Here is a 19,786-nt window from a genome sequence, read left to right on the forward strand (position 1 = left end):
TGCCGTCATCGTCGGAACGCCGCCCGGGGCAAGCCCGCTCCCACAGGGGGGATGAGCTTTCACAAGAAGTACTTGAGGTTGAAGCCGACGTTGTCGCGGTCACGCAGGCCGTTGTCCTGCCCGCCGCCATAGAACTCGGTGTATTGCAGCTCGGCCTCCAGCTTGTTCTGGTAGTTGGCCTTGATCCCCAGGGTGTAGGCCTTGCGGCCCTCGATGACATTGCCCGCCTGATAGCTGTTGCCCTCGAAGTCATCCTTGTAGACGACATATGGCGAGACGTTAACCCCGGCATACACGTCGTTCCAGGTGCCGTTGAGCATCGCCGTGTAGCTGTAGGAGTTGCGGTTGACCTGGTCGCTGCGTTCGCCGCCGGACACATAGGAAAAGTTACCGGTGCCCGCGAAGTAACGGGTACTGCCGTCAAAGGCGGTGTATTGCAGGCTGCTACCGCGCAGGTGCTCGGACGCCAGCTCGAACACGCCGAACATCGAGTCGAATGACAGGCTCGGGCCAAAGTTGTAAATGGTGCCTAAGGACGTGTTGAACGCTTCCACCCGCTCAGCGTTATTGATCTGGCTGGCGAGCGTGACCTGCTGCCCGCCAATGTTGATGGTCTGGCCGGCCGCCGCGGCGGCAGCGCCGTTGGCCAGGTCGCCGATCAGGTCGTTGGTGGCGGCGACCCCGATGGGCAGGTTCGGCCGATAAGCCACTTCACCAAACACCGACGCCTGGCCCAGGGTGGTGTTGAAACTGAAGCCGTACATGCGGATGTCTTCGGCGTAGCGCCGATGCGCCTGGATATTGCCCAGCACATCCACGGTCGCCAGACCGTTGGCCAGTTGCCCCGCCTGACTGCCAGCGACACCGGTCAACAGGTTGGTCAGGGCATTCATGTCGATGCCCTTGTACCCGCCCAGATCGGCGGAAATGGTCGGTTCCTTGGCGTGATAGTTGACCATGTACAAGCCGAACTCGGTGCTGTTGAGCTCTTCTGCGATGTAGCGAAAAGCGAAACCGAACTGGCCGTCGTTGCGCGCGTTGAAATCCTTGCCGACCGAGGCCACTTTGACGGTGTTGCCAAAGGCAGGGGTGACCCCTTTGGCGTACAGGCCGGTGGTGCTCAGGGCCTGGTTGAGTACCGGGTTGTTGCCCAGCGCGCTGTACAGACCAATCACGTTGCCGAAGCCAGGCACCGGGGTGTCCAGCGCGGTACCGGTAAAATTGTTGTAGGCGGTGTTGCCGCCGTCGGCGAACAGGTCCGTCTGCGAGTAGAAAGTGCCGACCGGGTCGATGCGGGTTTCCTTCCAGTTGGTCTGGTAAAAACTTTCCATGGTCAGGGTGTCGGTCAGGCCGATGTTGAAGCTGAGCGCTTCCACCGGCACCAGCACTTCCTTGACTTCGGCCCCGGGCAAACGGTACTTGGCCGCATCCACCGGGTTGGTGGTGTTGATCCCGCCACGGTAGAAAATCCCCTCGCCCCAGTTGAACACCTGGCGCCCTATACGTGCCGTGACCGGCATCTGCGCGACGTCCCAATTGCCATAGAGGTAGGCGTCGAGCAACTCCACCCGACTGCCGGCGATATCGCGGGTCTGGCTGGTGAAATGGTCATCCTGCGGGAAACTCTGACTGGGTTGCGACGGGTTGTTGTTGCGCAAGTAATCGTTGCGCTTGTCCATCAGTTGGGTGTCATAGAACGCGGTGCCGCGCACGAACATCCCGTAGTTCTGATAGTTGGCCTCGAGCTCCGAGGTGATCTTGTACACCTCGGAAACCAGCCCGGTGTCGAAGTTGCGATTGCCGTCGTTGGTGTTGATGTCGTCGTTGTTCTTGTCCCGGCCCTGGACCCGCCACAAGCGGCCATAAGACAAGGTACTGTCGAATGAACCGGTGACCTGATTGTCCAGCACGCTGAACTCCCCGGCCTGCACGCCGTCGACCGCGCACAGTTGCAGCAGCCCTGCCAGGCCAACGCCGGGAAGCGCCGCGCCAGACAGGCGAAATCGAGTGCTCATGATCCGTTCCTCTTTCCCTGGATTTATTGTTTTTGTGTGCGTTACTGCGATGGTTGGGGCGCCAATCCCGCACCGGCATAAATCCGGCTGTGCGCACCGAAATGTCCCAGCAGTTTGAACAGCTGTTGGTTAAGTGCCGGATGGTCGAAGTCTTCGCGCTGCAGCTGATTACCGCTGCTGAAATCGCTGGTGATCGGTGCGGTGTCCAGCCACTGGCCGATGGCGTCATCGAACGCTGCGGATGCGTCGACGGACTCGGCACTCACCACTTCACGCAGGTAGTCCACCGAGTACGGCGGGTAATGGGCGTCCTGGGCAGAATCGGCATAAGCGTCGAGCATCGGATGGGGCTGACCCGCGCGCAGCAAACGACGCAGCCAGGTCGACTGATACTTCTCCACTTCCATGTGCCGGGTCGCAACGCGTTCGATGGACGCCTGCTTGTCGGCAGCGAAACCGGCCAGTGCCTTGCCTTCCAACAGAAGAAGACTGGCGAGGTCGACGCCGGGCAATGGCTTGGCGTGATAAGGCTGGGTCAGGTCCTGAATGTGGTGCAGGCCCCAGCCCAAAAAGCGATAGCCCCAGTAAGAATGGCCGCTGGCAAAGGCCAGTCGCGCCAACCCCATGTATTGATAGGCGCGCCAGTCCGGCCAGCTGCGTTCGAGAAATCCGGCAGCGGCGTACACCACCGGGCTCTCATGGAAGAAGCCCATATGGAACGGCGCCTGGGAGCTGTACTGAAACCGCGCGTCACCGAAGGGCTGCGGGCCGAAGCCGTATAGCGCGCCGACTTCGCCGGGGTTGTCGCTGAACAGGTTGATGTCGTGGCCGTAATCAGGCTCGTCAGCGGCGCTGGCCAACACGGCCAGGGGCGTGACTTGTTCGTGTTCGGTTATGCGGATGAAGCGCTGGCGATTCCATGGCGAGAGCGTCTGCTCGACCATGACCTGCTCGGCCGTAAGGTGTTCACGCTCGGGCAGATCCTTGCCGGGCAGCGGCTGAATGACCATTGCCAGATGAATTTGCGGATTGATCCGCAGCGCGGTGAGGAAGTCGTGGCGCAGATTGTCCCCAGGTACGGCTGGCAATTTCAGGCTGTCGGGGCGCGGTGGGTACTGGGCGAAGTGCTCGCGGGCAAAGCGTTCCTGCTCGTCCAGCAGCGCGCTCACGGCTTGATACTGCTGCGCGAGAAACTGCTCCAGTGGCTCGACTTCGACCGGCGGCGCATCGCGCAACGCCGGCAGGTCCTGCAACGCCAGGTAGCTGCCCACCGTATGGTTGGACCAGCCCCAGGCCGTCGGGGCCGTTGCACAAAGCAGCAACAGGAGGAATGTCAGCTTCATTGCTTTTGGTTCTTATTGGATGTGCAGTGAGAGTTGAGCCTAACAACCGCCCCTGCCCCTGACACTGTCCAATCTCACCAGAAAAGTTCTCCGATAGCGCCACGCCAGGTGGCATGAAAACACCACCGAACATTGTGGGAGCGAGCTTGCTCGCGATAGCGGAGTGTCAGTCGACATAGTTGCCGAGTGATATACCGCCATCGCGAGCAAGCTCGCTCCCACAGGGTTCCCGGGTGTTTTCCTAGGCGGGGTAACCGGTAATTTTGCGGATGCTTTGGTACAACGGCTTGAGCTGTCGATACATGCGCAGGTACACCTCCTTGTACAGTCGCTCATAGATCTGCTGCGCCTCGGGTTGCGGCATGAATACCGCACCGACCCGAGTCATGGCGGCCGTCGCCGTGGGGAAATCCGCGTACAGCCCCAGCCCCACCGCGCAGCAAATGGCCGCGCCCAGGCCGGACGCTTCGTAGACATGCGGACGCTCGGCCGGCAGGCCGAAAATGTTCGCCGTGAGTTGCATCGCGGCATCACTCTGCGAACCTCCACCAGCGACGCGCAAGCGCGTGATGGAGACCCTCGAACGCTTCTCGATCTTCTCCATGCCCTGACGCAAGGCATACGCCAGACCTTCAAGGATCGCCCGGTAAATGTGCGCGCGGGTATGCACGTCGCCGAAGCCGATCATCGCGCCCTTGGCTTCCACACCCGGCTCGCGGATGCCGGGCGACCAGTAGGGCTGCAACATCAGGCCCATGGAGCCCGGCGGCACGGCGTCGACCAGCGCATCGAAGAGTTGCTCAGGCTCCACACCCTGGGCTTTGGCCTGTTGCATCTCGCGCAGGCCGAACTCGTTCTTGAACCAGCTGACCATCCAGTAGCCGCGATAGATCATCACCTCGCAGTTGAATTGATCCGGCACCGCCGACGGGTAAGGCGGAATCAACGGGACGATTTCCAGGTAGCGCGACCGGGTGCTGGTGATCGTCGCTGTGGTGCCGTAGGAAAGGCACACGGTGCCGGCGTCGACGACGCCGGAACCCACGACTTCGCAGGCCTTGTCGGCCCCCGCGGCGATCAGCGGCAGCCCCTCGGGAATGCCGGTGTGGCGGCTGGCCTCGGCGCTGATATAGCCCAGGGTTTCACCGGGCTTGTGCAGGCTCGGCAGTTGCTCGGGGCACACCGCCAGCGCCTGCCATTTCCAGTCGGCGGGTGCAGCCCATTTCAGGCGTTTGAAGTCGAACGGCAGGTAACCGACGCAACAGCCTACGGAATCGACAAAGCGCCCACAGAGGCGATGGGTGAGAAACCCCGAGAGCAGCAAAAACTTGTCGGTCGCCGCCCAGACCTCAGGCTGGTGGCGGGCGATCCAGTTGGCCTCGGCCTGGGCGCGAAAGTAGTCCACTGTGGCTTGCGCGCCGACCAGTTTGAACAGCCAGCCCCACGGTCCCTTGATACCGCCTTCGACTTCGGCCTGGCGTTGATCGAGCCACAGGATCGCCGGACGCAGCGCCCTGCCCTGGGCATCGACGTTGATCACTGTGCCGCGCTGGGTAGTCAGGGATACACCGGCAATCTGCGAGCGATCGATGCCGGTTTGCTGCCACAACTGCTGGCAGGCCTCACCCAGTTTGGCCCAGTAATACTCCGGGTCCTGCTCGGCCCAGCCGGGCTGAGTCGAGTAATAGGCCTGCAACTCGACCTTGCCTTTGCCCAGCAGATTGCCCTGCAGGTCGAAGAGCAGCGCGCGCACGCTCTGGGTGCCATTGTCGATGGCCAACAGGTAACGCTTGTTCGGGTGGTTATCCATGGAGCTCTCTTCAATGGGCATCAATGCGCGGCATCCGGCAAACCATGATGGCGTTGCCACAACGCCAGATAGCGCTGCTGCTCCTGTTGCCAACGCTCGTCATCCCAGCCCAGCCGCGGCTGACAGAGTCGGCGAATCGCCGGCCAATAATCTTCGGCGCCTCGAGGCAGCAACAGGCCCAGGCGAGTCCGGCGCAGCAGCAGGTCATCCAGGTGCAGGACCATTTCCATATCGCAGGCAACGGCCAGCTCCGCCCACAAGGTGTCAGTGCCGCCGACGGTGTCATGGCCCAGTTCCGCGATCAGTTTCGCCAGCCTCGGCAAGTCACGGCCATGCCGCCCGGCCAGGCGCCGCCACCGGTTGGCGCTGAGCCCCGGTATCGCCAGCGGCGGCACGTTGGCGAACACCGGTGCGGCGTCATCATCGAAGGGCCGGCCGAGCATGCTCGCACAGGCCTTGAGCACTTCGATCGCCTGCGGGCGAAAGGTGGTCAGCTTGCCGCCGGCCAGGGTCACGCAACCCGGTTCCTGCCACAGCACATGCTCACGGGTTTCATTCGAGGGCTGGAGTTCACCTGCTGCGCTGCCCACCACCGGTCGCACGCCCGACCAGGTCGACAGCACATCGGCAGCGACCACCTCGGCCTGGGGAAACTGTTGGCTACAGGCAGCCAGCAGATAGTCGAGTTCCTCAAGGCTGATGCTCGCGCTCTGGTCCAGATCACCGTGATGATCGAGGTCCGTGGTACCGATCACCGTGGCACCCTCCCACGGGAAAACGAACACCGGGCGACGGTCGCGCTCGTGCAGGAAGGTGAAGGCTTGTGCCACTGGCAGGCGCCAGCCCGGCAACAACAAATGACTGCCACGCAACGGGCGCAACTGGCGAGGGGCATCGGGCGGGCGCAAGCGCTCGGCCCACGCGCCGGTGGCCACGGCCAGCACACCACAACGCAATGTCAGTAATCCGCCACCCTCGCAGTCTTCGACCTGAACGCCGCAAACGCGCCCTTCTTCACGCAGCAATTGCTGCACGCGCACACCGTTGAGCACCACGGCGCCGTCGGCCCGGGCCTCGCCCAATACGCGCATCACCAGGCGGGCATCATCGGTCAGCGCATCGACAAAACAGGTGCCGCCCAGCAAGTCATCTTCCTTCACCCCTGGCGCCAGATAACGCAGTTGTTGCGCGTCATGGAAGTGATGGCTGCGTCGCCCGGCCAATGCGTCATAGACGGACAGCAAACCACCCAGCACCCGCGGCCCGGGAAAGCCGCCACGGTAATGCGGCATCATGAAGCTCATTGGCTCCACCAGCCCTGGCGCTTCGTCGAGCAGGCGCTGGCGTTCGCGGACCGAATCGCGGGTCAGGCGCCACTGGCCCTTGGCGATGTATCGCAGGCCGCCATGGACCATTTTCGAGGAGCGGCTGGAGGTGCCCCAGGCGAAATCGCGCTGCTCCAGCAGCAGGCAACGCCACCCTCGGCGCGCGGCTTCGCGCAGGATACCGGCGCCGCTGATGCCGCCGCCGATGACGATCAGGTCCCAGGTTTCATGCACCAGCGTCGGCAGCACCTGCTGTCGCCACGCCGCGTTCCAGTCCAGGCTCATGGCCGTCACTCCTGCAACAGCGTGCCAGGGTTCAGTCGCCCGGCCGGATCGAAATGCCGACTCAGTGCCTGCAGGGTCTCCATCGCCAGCGCGCCCTTCTCCCGTAGCAGGTACGGTGCGTGGTCCTTGCCCACGCCATGCTGGTGACTGATGGTGCCGTGGTTGTCGACGATAGTCTGGCTGGCCGCCTGCTTGAGTGCCTGCCAGCGCGCCAGGGTCGCTGGGTAGTCCGCCGCCGGGCGAAACACATAGGTGGTATAGATGCTCGATCCTTCGCCGTAGACATGGGAAAGGTGGGTGAAGACATGCACCCTCTCGCCTTCGGCAGCCAAGGCGTCGCGCAGGCTGTTTTCAACCAGCGTGAGGAGGTTATCGACGTTGCTCCAGTCAGTGGCCGTTTCCAGGGTGTCCACCACGTAACCGGCGTTCCACAGGTTTTCGCGCAGGTAGGGAAAACGAAAACGGTTCTGCGCCCACTTCTTGCCGAGCAAGGTGCCGGTAAACACCCCGCCAAACGCCTTGAGGTGCTGCCGGGCCTGACGCAGGGACAGCGCATTTTGCCGACGATTGCCGGTCACGCCGAACGTCAGCAGGCATTTGCCCGCACCGGCGCCGCGCAGGGCCAGGTACTTTTCCAGCCAGGCGATCTGCTGCGGGTGACCGGCCAGCGCCAGCTGGGTTTCGGTCTCCACCGCGTTGGACAGGCGCAGCATCGACAGCGGTACGCGCGCCTGGGCCAACTGGCGGATGGCTTGCAGCGCCTTGGGCCAATCGGGCAGAAATACCCCGTAGAAACGTTCATCGGCGGGCAATGCGCTGACCCGTACCTTCACCTCGGAAATGATCCCGAAACGGCCCTCGCAGCCCAACACCACCTCGCGCAGATCAGGGCCGGCCGCCGAGGCCGGGAAGGAGGGAATCTCCAATGGGCCAGCGAAGGTTTCCAGTGTCCCGCCGGCGAACAATTGCTCGATGCGCCCATAGCGCAACGACTGCTGGCCACTGGAGCGGCTGGCAACCCAACCGCCCAGGGTCGATAGCTCCCACGACTGCGGGAAATGCCCCAAGGTGTAACCCCGGGCACGCAACTGACTTTCCACCTGCGGTCCGCTGGTGCCGGGGCCGAAGGTGGCCAGCAGGCTCTCTTCGTCGAGATCCAGCAGGCGATTCATGCGGGCCAGGGAAACCGTCACCACCGGCCGCGCGGAACTCGGCGGGTTGATGTGACCGGCCACCGAGGTGCCGCCGCCATAAGGAATCAGGCACAGGTCCTGCTCATAGGCGAGCGTCAGTAACTGGCGAACCTGTTCGGCACTCACGGGAAAGGCCACGGCGTCGGGATAATTGCCCAACGCGCCTTCACGCAACGCCAGCCAGTCCGGCAGGCTCTGGCCGCGAGCATGCAGCAAGCGATCATGGGCATCCACGCTGTACAGGAAGTGCTGCGGCAACCGCGACGGGGGCACGCGGGCCAATGCCGTCTCAAGTGTCGCATCGGGCAGCGCTCGACCGTCGCCCACCCGCCTGGCGAGAAAACTCGTGCCCTGGGCCGGCAGTTCGACCACCGTGGTTGCATCTCCCCAGCCGTTCCAGCGTCGCATGCGTGTGTCCTTTTGCGGTTCTGATCAGTGATATTTCAGGTCCCCATACTAGTCAGCCGCCGGAAAGTGTCACGGTCGCATCCGGCCAGTTCGAGTAGCCAATTGAGTCAAACGTCGGGCAAGCGTCAGCCATTTACTTTAGCCGTGGTTTCAAATTACCTTTCAGGGCATTCATCCGCGCACGCGGGCCTTGATCAAAGGAAACGATCATGCAATCCCTGGGCTTCACTTCAGTTCCGCCGCTGCTCAAATACCTGCGTCATGCCGAACAACTGGGCATGGCCATCGAGCCTGCGTTGGCGGCTGCCGGGTTGCAGGCGCAGCAGTTGAGTGACAACAGCCTGCGCTTGCCGGGTGAAGCCCATGAACGGCTGCTCGATTATTTCTGCGAACACTCGGGCGATCCGTTGTTCGGTCTCAACGCTGCGCGTTTTGTGTTGCCCAACTCCTGGAGCGTGCTGGGTTACATCACCATGAACTGCGCGACACTGGGCGACGCCATGAGCCGCATCATGCCGTTCGAGAAGCTGGTGGGTGACATGGGCGTCAGCCGCGCCGAGGTGCAGGACAGCAACGTGCACCTGATCTGGACATGCCGCCATCAACGCCCGCGAATTCGCCGGCACCTGGTGGAAAACGTGCTCGGTTCCTGGCTGCAATACGCGCGCTGGATCGCTGACACTTATATGTCGCCGGCCGCCGTCTGGCTGGAACATGCACGTCCGGCCGACACGACGCTGGCACAGTACGAGCAGTTCTTCGACTGCCCGGTACTGTTCGACCAGCCGTATTCGGCGCTGATTGTCCCGTTGCCGTATTTGCAGTTGCCATTGCGCCAGGCCGATGCGCAATTGCTGCGTACGCTGGAAGAACATGCCCAAGGATTGATGGCCACGCTGGAGGATGCATCGCTGGAACAGCGGGTCAAAAGCATCCTGCGCCAGTTGCTCAAGGAAGGTCTGCCACGCAAAGAGCAGGTGGCCGAGCATCTCGCCGTGTCAGTGCGCACGCTGCAACGCCAGTTGCATCAGGCCGGTACGTCGTACCAGCAGATCCTCGATGACCTGCGCCAGGAACTGGCCGAGCATTACCTGCTCAACAGCACCTTGCCGATTCAGGACATCGCCCAGTACCTGGGTTTCACCGAACCCCGCTCGTTTCACCGCACGTTCAAAAGCCGGCGCGGGATGCCGCCTGGCGAGTTTCGCCAAACCCACCGGGTGGAGAACGAAGGCTGAAGGCTTAAGTCTGAGGGGCTGAAGGCTCAGAGGCTGATTGCGTTGGTGAACACCAACCGATTGCCGAAGGGGTCGGCGATGGTCATGTCCTGGCTGCCCCACGGCATGGCCTGAATCTGTGGATGGGAAAAGCTGTATTCCTTGGCCAACAGTTGCTGTTGAAACGACTCCAGCTCATCCGTCTCGATCCGCAACGCGGAACCCGGCGTGCTGTCGCCATGGTGTTCGGACAAGTGCAGCACACATTCGCCACGGGAGATTTGCAGGTACAGCGGGAAATTCGCTTCGAATCGATGCTGCCAGTCGATCTTGAAACCGAGGAAGTCGACATAGAACTCCACTGCCTTGGCTTCGTCGAAAATACGCAGGACCGGAGTGGTTTTGCCGAAGCTCATCGAATTGCTCCCAGACGGTGAAAGACCTGTGGGAGCGAGCTTGCTCGCGATGGAGTCAAAGGCACCGCGTTTAGCCAGTCAAAACGCGTTATCGTTAACGACCATCGCGAGCAAGCTCGCTCCTACAGAATACGTAACCGAACAATCATGGTTGTCGGGCTTGATATCAGTCCTTCGGCCCGGAAATGTCATTCTTTAATCTCAAAATGCCACCACTGTGACGCAGTCCTCGAAACTCACTCAAACCCCGTACGCAAATCCCCTTCCCGAGCCAGGAACCGCCCCTCCCTGCGCCCGTTGGCCTGGCCCTCGCGGTAACTCAACACACCGTTGACCCATACGCCCTCGATGCCTTGCGCCGCCCGCTGTGGGTCGTTGAAATCGGCGACATCGCGGATGGTTGCCGGATCGAACAACACCAGGTCCGCCCAATGACCTTCACGGATTTCACCGCGCTCCTTCAAACCGAAGCGTGCCGCCGACAGCCCGGTCATTTTGTGTACGGCGGTGTGCAGCGGGAACAGTCCTACGTCACGGCTGAAATGTCCGAGCACCCGGGGGAATGCGCCCCACAAGCGCGGGTGTGGGAACGGGTCCTCCGGTAAGCCATCCGAGCCGACCATCGACAATGGATGCGCGAGGATTCTCCGGACGTCCGCCTCATCCATTCCGTAGTACACCGCACCGGCCGGTTGCAGTTGGCGGGCGGCATCCAGCAGCGGCACATTCCATTCGGCGGCGATGTCCATCAGGTCGCGGCCGCCCATTTCCGGATGCGGGGTCGACCAGGTGATGGTGATGCGGTGGGCATCGGTCACCTGCTTGAGGTCCAGGGTCGATGAACTCGCGGCGTAGGGATAACAGTCGCAACCGACCGGGTGGGTCTTCGCCGCCTGTTCGAGGGACGCCAGCAACTGCGGACTACGCCCCCAGTTACCGGCGCCGGCGCATTTGAGGTGGGAAATGATCACCGGGCTTTGTGCATGGCGACCAATCCGGAACGCCTCGTCCATGGCCTCCAGCACCGGTTCGAATTCGCTGCGCAAATGGGTGGTGTAGACGGCACCGAATGCCGTCAACTCTTCGGTCAGTTGCATCACTTCATCGGTCGATGCCGAGAAGGCGCTGGCATAGGCAAGGCCGGTGGACAAGCCCAAGGCGCCGGCTTCAAGGCTTTCACGCAGTTGCTCGCGCATCGCGCTGATTTCATCGGCCGTGGCGGTGCGAAACAGGTCGTCCAGATGATTGCTGCGCAACGCCGTATGGCCGACCAGTGCGGCAACGTTCAACGTGGTATTCGCCGCTTCGACCGCCGTGCGGTAGTCGCGGAAGGTCGGATAAACGAACGCCGCGGCCGTGCCGAGCAGGTTCATCGGATCCGGCGGATCGCCGCGCAAACTCACCGGCGAGGCACTGATCCCGCAGTTGCCGACGATCACCGTGGTCACGCCCTGGCTGAGCTTGGGCAACATCTGCGGCTGACGAATCACCACGGTGTCGTCATGGGTGTGCACGTCGATGAAGCCCGGCGCCAGCACCTGCCCCGCTGCGTCGATTTCTTCATTTGCGTGGGCATCGCGCAAGTCGCCGATACGCTCGATGCGCCCATTGAGAATGGCCACGTCGGCGGGGTAACCGGGGCTGTTGCTGCCGTCGATGATCAGGGCGTTGCGAATCAGCGTGTCGTACTGCATGTCAGTCTCCCAGCGGCAAGTGATCGTCGCCGCCGCGGTATTCGTCCAGGGCGAGTTTGATCCGCCGCAGACGTTCTTGATTGTCTTCAGGATTGGCCAGGGCCAGCTCGGTGGCGAGCACGTCGATGGCCAGCAGCATGCCGTAGCGCGCTGCCGTGGGTTTGTAGATGAACGAGGTTTCGGCACTTTGCAGGGGCAGGACGATGTCGGCCAGTTGCGCCAGCGGTGAACCCGCGAGCGTAATGGCCAGAATGCGCGCGCCATAGTTGCGCGCCAGCTCCACCGTTTCAATCAGCTCCGGGGTGATCCCGGTCAGCGAGCAGACAATCACCACGTGCTCAGCGCTGAGGCTGGCGGCGGTGACGCGCATCATCACCGCATCGTGGCACGCCGTAATCGGATAACCGAGGCGCACCAGACGCACTTGCAATTCGTCGCTGCACAGGGTCGAGCAGCCGCCCATGCCGAAAGCATGAATCATCCGCGCCTTGCCCAGCAGTTTCACCGCATCGGCGAAACGCGATTCATCGAACGCCGCCAGGTGCTGGCGCAAGGTCGATTCGATGTCACTCACGATCTGCCCGTAGAACGCCGACTGCTCGGGCGTGCCCGCCGGGTCGAGAAACCGGCTGCCAACGCCGCTGGCCTGGGCCAGTTGCAAACGCAAGTCGCGCAGGTCTTTACAGCCGACCGTGCGGGCGAAACGCGACAGCGTCGCGGTGCTGACCTCTGCCCGCAGCGCCAGTTCATCGAGGCTGGCGGAGGCGGCAAATCCTACGTCGTCGAGCATCAGGCGGGCGATGCGTCCTTCACCGGCGCTGAAGGAATCCTGACGGGCGCGAATCTGGTAGAGGATGTCCATGCAGGTGACTCCGGCTAAATCAGGTAAGAAAGGCCAACGGTCAGGCCGAAGGCGACGACCGAGATCAATGTCTCGAGCACGGTCCAGGTCTTGAAGGTTTGGGCAACGGTCATGTTGAAGTATTCCTTGATCAACCAGAAACCGCCGTCGTTAACGTGGGAAAAGATAACCGACCCGGCGCCCGTCGCCAGCACCAACAACTCCGGATGGGGATAACCCAGACCAATGGCCACCGGGGCGACTACACCTGAAGCGGTGGTCATGGCCACAGTGGCAGAACCGGTGGCGATGCGCATCAGCGCGGCAAACAGCCAGCCCATCAACAGCGGCGACAGATGAAATTCGTGGGCCAGGCCAACGATCTGGTCGGTGACGCCGGCGTCCACCAGAATCCTGTTCAAGCCACCACCGGCGCCCACCAGCAGCGTAATGCTCGCGGTCGGCGCCAGGCATTCGTTGGTGAACCTGAGGATCGATTCGCGGTTGAAGCCCTGGGCCAGGCCGAGGGTCCAGAAGCTCAGCAATGTGGCGAGCAACAGCGCGATCACCGAGTTACCGATGAACAACAGGAACTGGTTGAAGCCACTGCCCGGCGTGGAAATCAGATTGGCCCAGCCGCCGATCAGCATCAGCACCACTGGCAACAGGATGGTCGCCATGGTGATGCCGAAACCCGGCAGGCTGTCGCGGGGTTCACGTTCCAGGAACTGGCGCTCCAGCGGGTTTTCCGCCGGCAATTGAATACGCGGCACGATGAATTTGGCGTACAGGGGACCTGCAATGATCGCCGTCGGAATACCAATCAGGATCGCGTACAGCAACGTCTGCCCTACCGATGCCTGATACACCTGTACCGCCAGCATCGCCGCCGGGTGCGGTGGCACCAGTGCATGCACCACCGAGAGCCCGGCGACCATGGGCAAGCCGACCATCAGGATCGATACGCCCACGCGCCGCGCCACGGTAAAGGCAATCGGCACCAGCAAGACGAAACCGACTTCGAAGAACAGCGGCAGCCCGACCAGAAACGCGATGCACACCATCGCCCAATGCGCGTTCTTCTCGCCAAAACGGTCGATCAGCGTGCGCGCCATCTGCTCGGCGCCACCGGACTCGGCCATCATCTTGCCGAGCATGGTCCCCAGCGCCACCACCAGCGCGATGTGCCCCAGGGTTTTGCCGACACCGGCCTCGTACGCCCCCACCACACCGGACGGTGGCATCCCGGCGACCAGCGCCAGGCCAAGGGAAATCAGGGTGATGACAATGAACGGATTAAGCCGGTAACGGGCGATCAGAACGATCAGCGCGATGATGGCAACGGCGGCATACACCAGCAGCCAATAGCCGAAGGACGGGGTCATGCGGTACTCCTCGAGAGGGTCACGTCGAAATATTTGTGAAACTCTTAAAACATTTCGACAGGCGATTTTCAAACGAGGTGAAAGTAATTTTCGTGCACGGGTAAGAGGTGTCGTACAGAGACATGGCGTGTCGCGAATTATGAAAGTCGGCTGTACGAATTTTCATCGCCGAAAGACAGATCTTTCCCACGCTCAGTGTGGGAAAAATCGAATGTCTAAGGTCAGTCGTGCTGCATCCGGGCGCGCTTGAGCAATTTCTTGCAGCGTTCGGACAAATGCAGCACCCGCAGGTGCTTGCCGGCCTTGGTGTAGCGCTCGCGCAAGGTGCCCAGCGCAGCGATGGCTGAGTAATCGACAAAGCTCAGGTGGCGGCAATCCAGGGTCACTTGCGGCGGGTCATTGGCCGGATCGAACTGATTGAGAAAGGGTGTGGTCGAGGCGAAGAACAGCGTGCCATGCAGCCGATACAACTTGCTGCCGTCGCTCTCCAGATGACTGTCGGCATACAGCTGGCGGGCCTGCTGCCAGGCAAAGTTCAGCGCCGCAATGATGATGCCGCAGAGCACCGCGATGGCCAGATCGGTGAAAACGGTAATCACCGTCACCGCTATGATCACCAGCACGTCGTTCAGCGGCACTTTGTTCAGCACCCGCAACGAGGCCCAGGCGAAGGTCTGTTGCGACACCACGAACATCACCCCGACCAGCGCGGCCAATGGAATGCGCTCGATCAGCGGCGACAGAAACAGGATGAACAGCAGGATCGACACCCCGGCCACCGCCCCGGACACGCGCCCGCGACCGCCGGAACTGAGATTGATCATGGTCTGACCGATCATGGCGCAACCGCCCATGCCACCGAACGCACCGGACACCACATTCGCCACCCCCAGCGCCACGCACTCGCGATCCGGGTAACCACGGCTCTCGGTGATTTCGTCGGTGAGGTTCAGCGTCAACAGGGTTTCCAGCAACCCGACCAGCGCCATCAGGATCGCGTAGGGCGCGATGATCCGCAGGGTGTCCGGATTCCACGCGATGTCCGGCAGCGCCAGCGTCGGCAAGCCACCGGCAATGTGCGCCATGTCGCCCAGGGTGCGGGTCGGCAGGCCCAGCAGGTACACCGCCAGGCCCACACCGAGAATCGCCACCAGCGCCGGCGGCACCGTACGGGTCAGGCGCGGCATCACATAGACAACGGCCATGGTCACCGCGACCAGCCCGAGCATCATGTACAGCGGCGTGCCGCTCAGCCAGGCCTCACCGTTCTTGAAGTGTTCCAGTTGCGCCAGGGCAATGACGATCGCCAGGCCGTTGACGAAACCGAGCATCACCGGGTACGGCACCATGCGCACCAGCTTGCCGAGCTTGAGCAGCCCGAACGCGATCATGATCAGTCCGCTCAGCAACACCGTGGCCAGCAAATACTGCACGCCGTGTTGCACCACCAGTGCGACGATCACCACGGCCATCGAGCCGGCCGCTCCGGACACCATGCCTGGTCGTCCGCCGAACAGTGCGGTCAGGGTGCAGATGATGAATGCACCATAGAGCCCCATCAGCGGGTTGAGATGCGCCACCAACGCGAAGGCGATGCACTCGGGCAGCAGGGCGAAGGAAGTGGTGAGTCCGGCCAGGACATCGGCGCGTAGACGTTTTGCTTTCATGGGGGGAACGCACACTGGGAGAGACGAGAAATGAGTGTGCGGATGTTACGGAATCGGGGGCGGCCCGGCCAGTTGCAGGGACTTCGAAAACGCCATCGCGGGCAAGCCCGCTCCCACAGGCTCTATGGCGTTCACAGACTTCGTGTACGACGCGGACACTGTGGGAGCGGGCTTGCCCCGGGCGGCGTTCCGACGATGAACGATGACGCGGTCTACAGCGAACTCACACCATCTCGCCGCGAATCCACTCAACCACCGACGTCCGCTTCGGCACCCAGCCCAGCAGCTCCCGCGCCTTACTGCCACGCACCCGACTGTTGGAACCCAAACCATAGTTGGCCATTTCATAGCCCCACTCGGCTTCGGCGTCCTTGAGCGGCCAGTCTTGCGGTTCGCCAAGGTTCAGCGCCTGGGCCATGGCGGTGGTCATGTCGATGAACGACGCTTCACCGCTTTCGACGAAGTAGAAGGTGCCGGGAACATTTTGAGTCAGCGCCAGCAGGTACAGCGCCACCACGTCCTCGATGTGCACGTTGGACCAGATGTTCTGGCCGGTGCCGACATGGCGCACCACGCCGCTTTTACGCGCCTGTTTGAGCAGGCGCGGCAGTTGCACGCTGTCACGATGGACGCCCAGGCTGTGACCATAGATCAGCGTGTTGCAGATCACCGCCGAGTTCACCCCGTCCATGGCCGCCGCCAGGATCAGGTTATCGATGGCCACTCGCGCCGCCTTGTCGACAGTCGGCTCCGGCAGGTTGCCTTCGAAGTAGATGACATCGCTGGATTTACCGCCCGAGGCATCACCGACAATGCTCGAACCGCTGGTATGCAGGAACACTTTGCCGGAACCGCGCAAGGCATCGAGCAATGCTTGCACCGCACCACGATGGTCGCTGCTGGCGGCGTTGATCACCGCGTCGGCAGCCAGCGCCTGATCGGCCAACAGGGCGGAGTCGTCGAGGGTGCCGATCACCGGTGTGATGCCCAGTGCACGCAGTTCATCAGCTTGTTCGGCGCTGCGCGCCAGACCGGTGACGTTGTGGCCGGCCTGGACCAGACCCGTGGCGATGGAGCCGCCGATAAAACCGGGAGCACCGGTAACGAATACGTTCATGGAGAAACTCCCTGCGTTGATAAGTGATGCAAGGAGTATCCAGCAGCGATCCCTGGCGAAAAATCCCTGCCGGCCCAATTCACTCTTGCGCAAGAATCACGAATCAACCCTTGAAGTCTGCGCTCGCATAATCCGCCAACTTGCCCTGGATAAAGTCCAGGAAGCATTGAATCCGCAGGGCCAGCTGCGAGTTGCGGTAGTACACCGCGTTGATCGGCTGGCGATAACCGCTGTTGAACTCGGCCAACAACACTTTCAAGCGTCCGGCACGAATGTCTTCGATGGTCATGAAATGCGACAGGCTGGCGATACCCTGGCCGTCCAGGGCCAGATGGCGGATGGTCTCACCGCTGGAGGCGCTGATCGACGCCTGGATCGGCCAGCGATCGCCCTGCACATAACGCAGCGGCCATTGGTTGAGGCCTTCATTCTGGGTGAACCCCAGCAGCGTATGGTTGGCCAGGTCAGCCACGGCGGTCGGCGTGCCGTGCTTTTCCAGGTAGGCGGGGCTGGCGACGATGTGCAACGGGCTGCAACCCAGGGAGCGGGCATGCAGGGTCGAGTCGGTCAGGGTGCCGATGCGGATGGCGATGTCGGTGCTCTGTTCCAGCAGGTCGATGATCAAGTCATTGCTGTTGAGTTCGAGCTGGATGTCGGGGTAGAGCCGGCGGAATTCATCGATGTAGGGCACGATGGCGTGCAGCATGAACGGCGATGCCGCGTTGATGCGCAAACGCCCGGACGGCGTTTGCTGGCGTGAGGACAGACGCTCTTCGAGCTCGTCCATCTGATCGAGAATCCGCTTGGCGTGCTCGAAGAAGTACTTGCCCTCTTCGGTCAGGTCCATGCGCCGCGTGGTGCGGTTGATCAGCGTGGTGTCGAGCTTGGCCTCCAGTCGCGACAGCGTACGACTGACCGCCGACGGCGTTTGCCCGACCTGCTCGGCCGCCGCAGAAATCGACCCGCATTCAATCACGCAGACGAAAATCTGCAATTCATCGGATCTGGCTTTCACGTGTGTTCCTTATCGATAGCTCAGCGACGCGCATCAATCGCTCTTCGTAGGAGCCGGCTTGCTGGCGATAGCGTCCTCTAGATCGCCATCGTCGGAACGCCGCCCGCAGCAAGCCGGCTCCTACAGGTTCTGGTTCCAGATATCGATAGTAGCGGAGCCTCAGGCCTTCAGGCCAAACACCTCAGCCAAATGCTGCTCATAGCGCGCCACGTCACCCTCGATGTTCGGGCGTTTCATCACGTCCACGCACAGGAAGGTCGGCAAACCGGTCATGCCAAGGAACTCGTTGGCCTTGTGGAACGGGAAGTAAACCGCGTCCACACCCTTGGCTTCGAAGAAATCACTCGGGTCGTCGAAGGCTTGCTGCGGGGCGTTCCAGGTCAGCGACAACATGTACTGCTTGCCGTGAATCAGGCCGCCGCTGCCGTACTTCTGCAAGGCGTCGGAGCGGGTGCGGCCGTCGCTGGCATAGAGGCTGCCATGGCCTTCGGTGAAGACTTCGTCGATGTACTTCTTCACGGTCCACGGCGCGCCCATCCACCAGCCGGGCATCTGGTAAATGATCACGTCGGCCCAGAGAAACTTGGCCACTTCTTCGGCGACGTCGTAGCCCTCGTCGATGAAGGTGGTTTTGACATCCACGCCGCCGCGATCCAGCACGCTCAACGCGGCTTCATGCAGGGTGGTGTTGTAGCGACCATCGGAGTGCGCAAATTTTTTGCAGCCATTGAGCAACAGGACTTTTTTCATGAGTGATCTCGGGAAGGTCAGGAATTCGATGGCGGCAGGTTAACGATCTGCCTCGCGCGGAATAAGCATCGATTTGGCAAAATTCATTTGACCCACAAGCACGAATCAATACGCGATTATTGCCTTAGACTTGCGCCAGTTCTGACTTGAGGAGAGATGTACATGAGTGAAATCCAGGGCTTCATCCTGCACGCCAAGACCCGTCCGGAAAAATCCGACGCCTTCGAAGCGTTTTTCAGCAGCTATGTGGAGGCGAGCCGTGCCGAACCCGGTTGCATCGAATACCACATGCTGCGCGACAAACAGGACCCGACGCTGTTCATCTTCTACGAGATCTGGCAATCCCAGGCCCACCTCGACGTGCACTCTAACCTGCCGCACATGAAGCAATTCCTCGAGCAGCGCGATGAATACCTGGAATGGGACTTCGAGATCCGTGCCATCGAGATGATCAGCCCGTCGTCCGCTAGCCGCTGATCAGCAAATGGCCGCCGAGCAACCCCAGGCCAATGAAGAACACGCGCTTGAACCACAGGGCGCTGATCCGCTGGCGCAGCGATTGCCCCAGCCACATGCCGAGCATTGCCGGGATCAGCGCCAGCAGCGACGCGCTCAACTCGCCCCCGCCGAGAGCGCCGCGCCATAGCAATCCACCGGCCAGGGCCAGGGTCGAGACGGTGAACGACAGACCCAGCGCCTGCACCAGTTCGTCCTTGCTCAAACCCAGCGCTTGCAGATAAGGCACCGCCGGAATCACGAACACGCCGGTGGCCGAAGTGATCACGCCGGTCAGCACGCCACACAATGGCCCGAGCCAGCGTTCGCTACGCCGCCCCACACGCAAAGTCGGCAGGAACAAACCGCTCAACGCATACAGCAACAATGCCGCCCCCAGCCCCCGCACCACCCAATGGCCACCGCTCATGCCGATCCACAGCGTGCCCGCCCCGGTGCCAAAAAAAATCGCCAGCAGCATTGGCCACAGCCGTTTGACCAGCCCCGACAGGTGCCCGCCGAATGCCAGTTGCCAGACATTGGTGAGGGTCGCCGGAATGATCAACAGCGCCGCTGCCTGCGTCGGTGCCATAGCCAGGCCGAGCAGACCCATGGCAACGGTCGGCAGACCGAGGCCGATCACGCCCTTGATCATGCCGGCCAGCACAAAGGTGCCGATAACCAACAACGAAAGGGCCAATCCGAGATTCTGATAAAACGCCGAAAGTGTATTCATGGGGCCATGGTGAGCCCGCGAGGGTTGGTTGAAAATCTGCCATATACTGAGGTTGCCTCTTGTTTTGAAAGAGG

Annotated in this window: 16 protein-coding genes; 2 read left to right on the top strand and 14 right to left on the bottom strand. The window is 61.9% G+C overall.

Annotated elements, in window-relative coordinates; genetic code table 11:
• Positions 1–59: 59 nt before the first annotated feature.
• The 5 genes from PMI31_RS14580 to PMI31_RS14600 all read right to left on the bottom strand — a co-directional run bounded on the left by PMI31_RS14580 (position 60) and on the right by PMI31_RS14600 (position 8,379).
• Entirely contained in the window at positions 60–2,015 is a 1,956-nt protein-coding gene (locus PMI31_RS14580) for a DUF1302 domain-containing protein (RefSeq protein WP_008018820.1), read from the bottom strand.
• Positions 2,016–2,056: 41 nt separating this feature from the next.
• A complete protein-coding gene (locus tag PMI31_RS14585) occupies positions 2,057–3,358 on the bottom strand; it encodes a hypothetical protein (RefSeq protein ID WP_008018821.1) in 1,302 nt (433 codons plus the stop codon).
• Positions 3,359–3,599: 241 nt separating this feature from the next.
• Positions 3,600–5,168, bottom strand: coding sequence for an FGGY-family carbohydrate kinase (locus tag PMI31_RS14590; RefSeq protein ID WP_043302384.1), 1,569 nt, complete (start codon positions 5,166–5,168; stop codon positions 3,600–3,602).
• Positions 5,169–5,188: 20 nt separating this feature from the next.
• Positions 5,189–6,778 carry a glycerol-3-phosphate dehydrogenase/oxidase gene (locus PMI31_RS14595; protein ID WP_008018823.1) on the bottom strand — a complete coding sequence of 530 codons (1,590 nt, stop codon included), beginning with the start codon at positions 6,776–6,778 and terminating at the stop codon, positions 5,189–5,191.
• A gap of 5 nt (positions 6,779–6,783) precedes the next feature.
• A complete protein-coding gene (locus PMI31_RS14600) occupies positions 6,784–8,379 on the bottom strand; it encodes an FAD-binding oxidoreductase (RefSeq protein WP_008018825.1) in 1,596 nt (531 codons plus the stop codon).
• 209 nt (positions 8,380–8,588) lie between these two features.
• On the opposite strand from PMI31_RS14600, the gene gliR reads away from it, so the two are divergent.
• Positions 8,589–9,617, top strand: coding sequence for an AraC family transcriptional regulator GliR (gliR, locus tag PMI31_RS14605; protein ID WP_008018826.1), 1,029 nt, complete (start codon positions 8,589–8,591; stop codon positions 9,615–9,617).
• A 26-nt stretch (positions 9,618–9,643) separates the two neighbouring features.
• On the opposite strand, the gene PMI31_RS14610 is transcribed toward gliR, so the two are convergent.
• From PMI31_RS14610 to PMI31_RS14645, 8 genes are all read right to left on the bottom strand, one after another.
• Complete coding sequence (locus tag PMI31_RS14610) at positions 9,644–10,012, bottom strand: glyoxalase superfamily protein (RefSeq protein ID WP_008018827.1); 369 nt, start codon at positions 10,010–10,012, stop codon at positions 9,644–9,646.
• A 236-nt stretch (positions 10,013–10,248) separates the two neighbouring features.
• On the bottom strand, positions 10,249–11,706 hold the full coding sequence (locus tag PMI31_RS14615; RefSeq protein WP_008018828.1) for an N-acyl-D-amino-acid deacylase family protein: 1,458 nt from the start codon (positions 11,704–11,706) through the stop codon (positions 10,249–10,251).
• A 1-nt stretch (position 11,707) separates the two neighbouring features.
• Positions 11,708–12,568 (bottom strand): MurR/RpiR family transcriptional regulator, encoded by an 861-nt coding sequence (locus PMI31_RS14620; protein ID WP_008018830.1) that lies wholly within the window; start codon positions 12,566–12,568, stop codon positions 11,708–11,710.
• A gap of 14 nt (positions 12,569–12,582) precedes the next feature.
• Positions 12,583–13,932 (bottom strand): GntP family permease, encoded by a 1,350-nt coding sequence (locus PMI31_RS14625; RefSeq protein WP_008018832.1) that lies wholly within the window; start codon positions 13,930–13,932, stop codon positions 12,583–12,585.
• Positions 13,933–14,153: 221 nt separating this feature from the next.
• A complete protein-coding gene (locus tag PMI31_RS14630; RefSeq protein ID WP_008018833.1) occupies positions 14,154–15,599 on the bottom strand; it encodes a SulP family inorganic anion transporter in 1,446 nt (481 codons plus the stop codon).
• 223 nt (positions 15,600–15,822) lie between these two features.
• Positions 15,823–16,716: an NAD-dependent epimerase/dehydratase family protein gene (locus PMI31_RS14635; RefSeq protein WP_008018835.1), complete on the bottom strand. Its 894-nt coding sequence runs from the start codon at positions 16,714–16,716 to the stop codon at positions 15,823–15,825.
• A gap of 103 nt (positions 16,717–16,819) precedes the next feature.
• Positions 16,820–17,731, bottom strand: a complete 912-nt coding sequence (locus PMI31_RS14640) for a LysR family transcriptional regulator (RefSeq protein ID WP_008018837.1) — start codon at positions 17,729–17,731, stop codon at positions 16,820–16,822.
• 159 nt (positions 17,732–17,890) lie between these two features.
• Positions 17,891–18,481: an NAD(P)H-dependent oxidoreductase gene (locus PMI31_RS14645; protein WP_008018839.1), complete on the bottom strand. Its 591-nt coding sequence runs from the start codon at positions 18,479–18,481 to the stop codon at positions 17,891–17,893.
• Between the two features lie 162 nt (positions 18,482–18,643).
• Here PMI31_RS14645 and PMI31_RS14650 point away from each other — a divergent pair, with 162 nt between their 5' ends.
• Positions 18,644–18,958 (top strand): putative quinol monooxygenase, encoded by a 315-nt coding sequence (locus tag PMI31_RS14650; RefSeq protein WP_008018840.1) that lies wholly within the window; start codon positions 18,644–18,646, stop codon positions 18,956–18,958.
• Here PMI31_RS14650 and PMI31_RS14655 read toward each other — a convergent pair.
• Positions 18,948–19,712, bottom strand: coding sequence for a sulfite exporter TauE/SafE family protein (locus tag PMI31_RS14655; protein ID WP_008018841.1), 765 nt, complete (start codon positions 19,710–19,712; stop codon positions 18,948–18,950). The genes PMI31_RS14650 and PMI31_RS14655 overlap by 11 nt on opposite strands.
• Positions 19,713–19,786: the final 74 nt, after the last annotated feature.

Source organism: Pseudomonas sp. GM55 (assembly GCF_000282395.1).
Classification (GTDB): domain Bacteria; phylum Pseudomonadota; class Gammaproteobacteria; order Pseudomonadales; family Pseudomonadaceae; genus Aquipseudomonas; species Aquipseudomonas fluorescens_CC.

Coding starts and splice junctions, on each gene's coding strand:
- PMI31_RS14580 (WP_008018820.1), bottom strand. CDS start 2,015: ATGAGCACTCGATTTCGCCTGTCTGGCGCGGCGCTTCCCGGCGTTGGC.
- PMI31_RS14585 (WP_008018821.1), bottom strand. CDS start 3,358: ATGAAGCTGACATTCCTCCTGTTGCTGCTTTGTGCAACGGCCCCGACG.
- PMI31_RS14590 (WP_043302384.1), bottom strand. CDS start 5,168: ATGGATAACCACCCGAACAAGCGTTACCTGTTGGCCATCGACAATGGC.
- PMI31_RS14595 (WP_008018823.1), bottom strand. CDS start 6,778: ATGAGCCTGGACTGGAACGCGGCGTGGCGACAGCAGGTGCTGCCGACG.
- PMI31_RS14600 (WP_008018825.1), bottom strand. CDS start 8,379: ATGCGACGCTGGAACGGCTGGGGAGATGCAACCACGGTGGTCGAACTG.
- gliR (WP_008018826.1), top strand. CDS start 8,589: ATGCAATCCCTGGGCTTCACTTCAGTTCCGCCGCTGCTCAAATACCTG.
- PMI31_RS14610 (WP_008018827.1), bottom strand. CDS start 10,012: ATGAGCTTCGGCAAAACCACTCCGGTCCTGCGTATTTTCGACGAAGCC.
- PMI31_RS14615 (WP_008018828.1), bottom strand. CDS start 11,706: ATGCAGTACGACACGCTGATTCGCAACGCCCTGATCATCGACGGCAGC.
- PMI31_RS14620 (WP_008018830.1), bottom strand. CDS start 12,568: ATGGACATCCTCTACCAGATTCGCGCCCGTCAGGATTCCTTCAGCGCC.
- PMI31_RS14625 (WP_008018832.1), bottom strand. CDS start 13,932: ATGACCCCGTCCTTCGGCTATTGGCTGCTGGTGTATGCCGCCGTTGCC.
- PMI31_RS14630 (WP_008018833.1), bottom strand. CDS start 15,599: ATGAAAGCAAAACGTCTACGCGCCGATGTCCTGGCCGGACTCACCACT.
- PMI31_RS14635 (WP_008018835.1), bottom strand. CDS start 16,716: ATGAACGTATTCGTTACCGGTGCTCCCGGTTTTATCGGCGGCTCCATC.
- PMI31_RS14645 (WP_008018839.1), bottom strand. CDS start 18,481: ATGAAAAAAGTCCTGTTGCTCAATGGCTGCAAAAAATTTGCGCACTCC.
- PMI31_RS14650 (WP_008018840.1), top strand. CDS start 18,644: ATGAGTGAAATCCAGGGCTTCATCCTGCACGCCAAGACCCGTCCGGAA.
- PMI31_RS14655 (WP_008018841.1), bottom strand. CDS start 19,712: ATGAATACACTTTCGGCGTTTTATCAGAATCTCGGATTGGCCCTTTCG.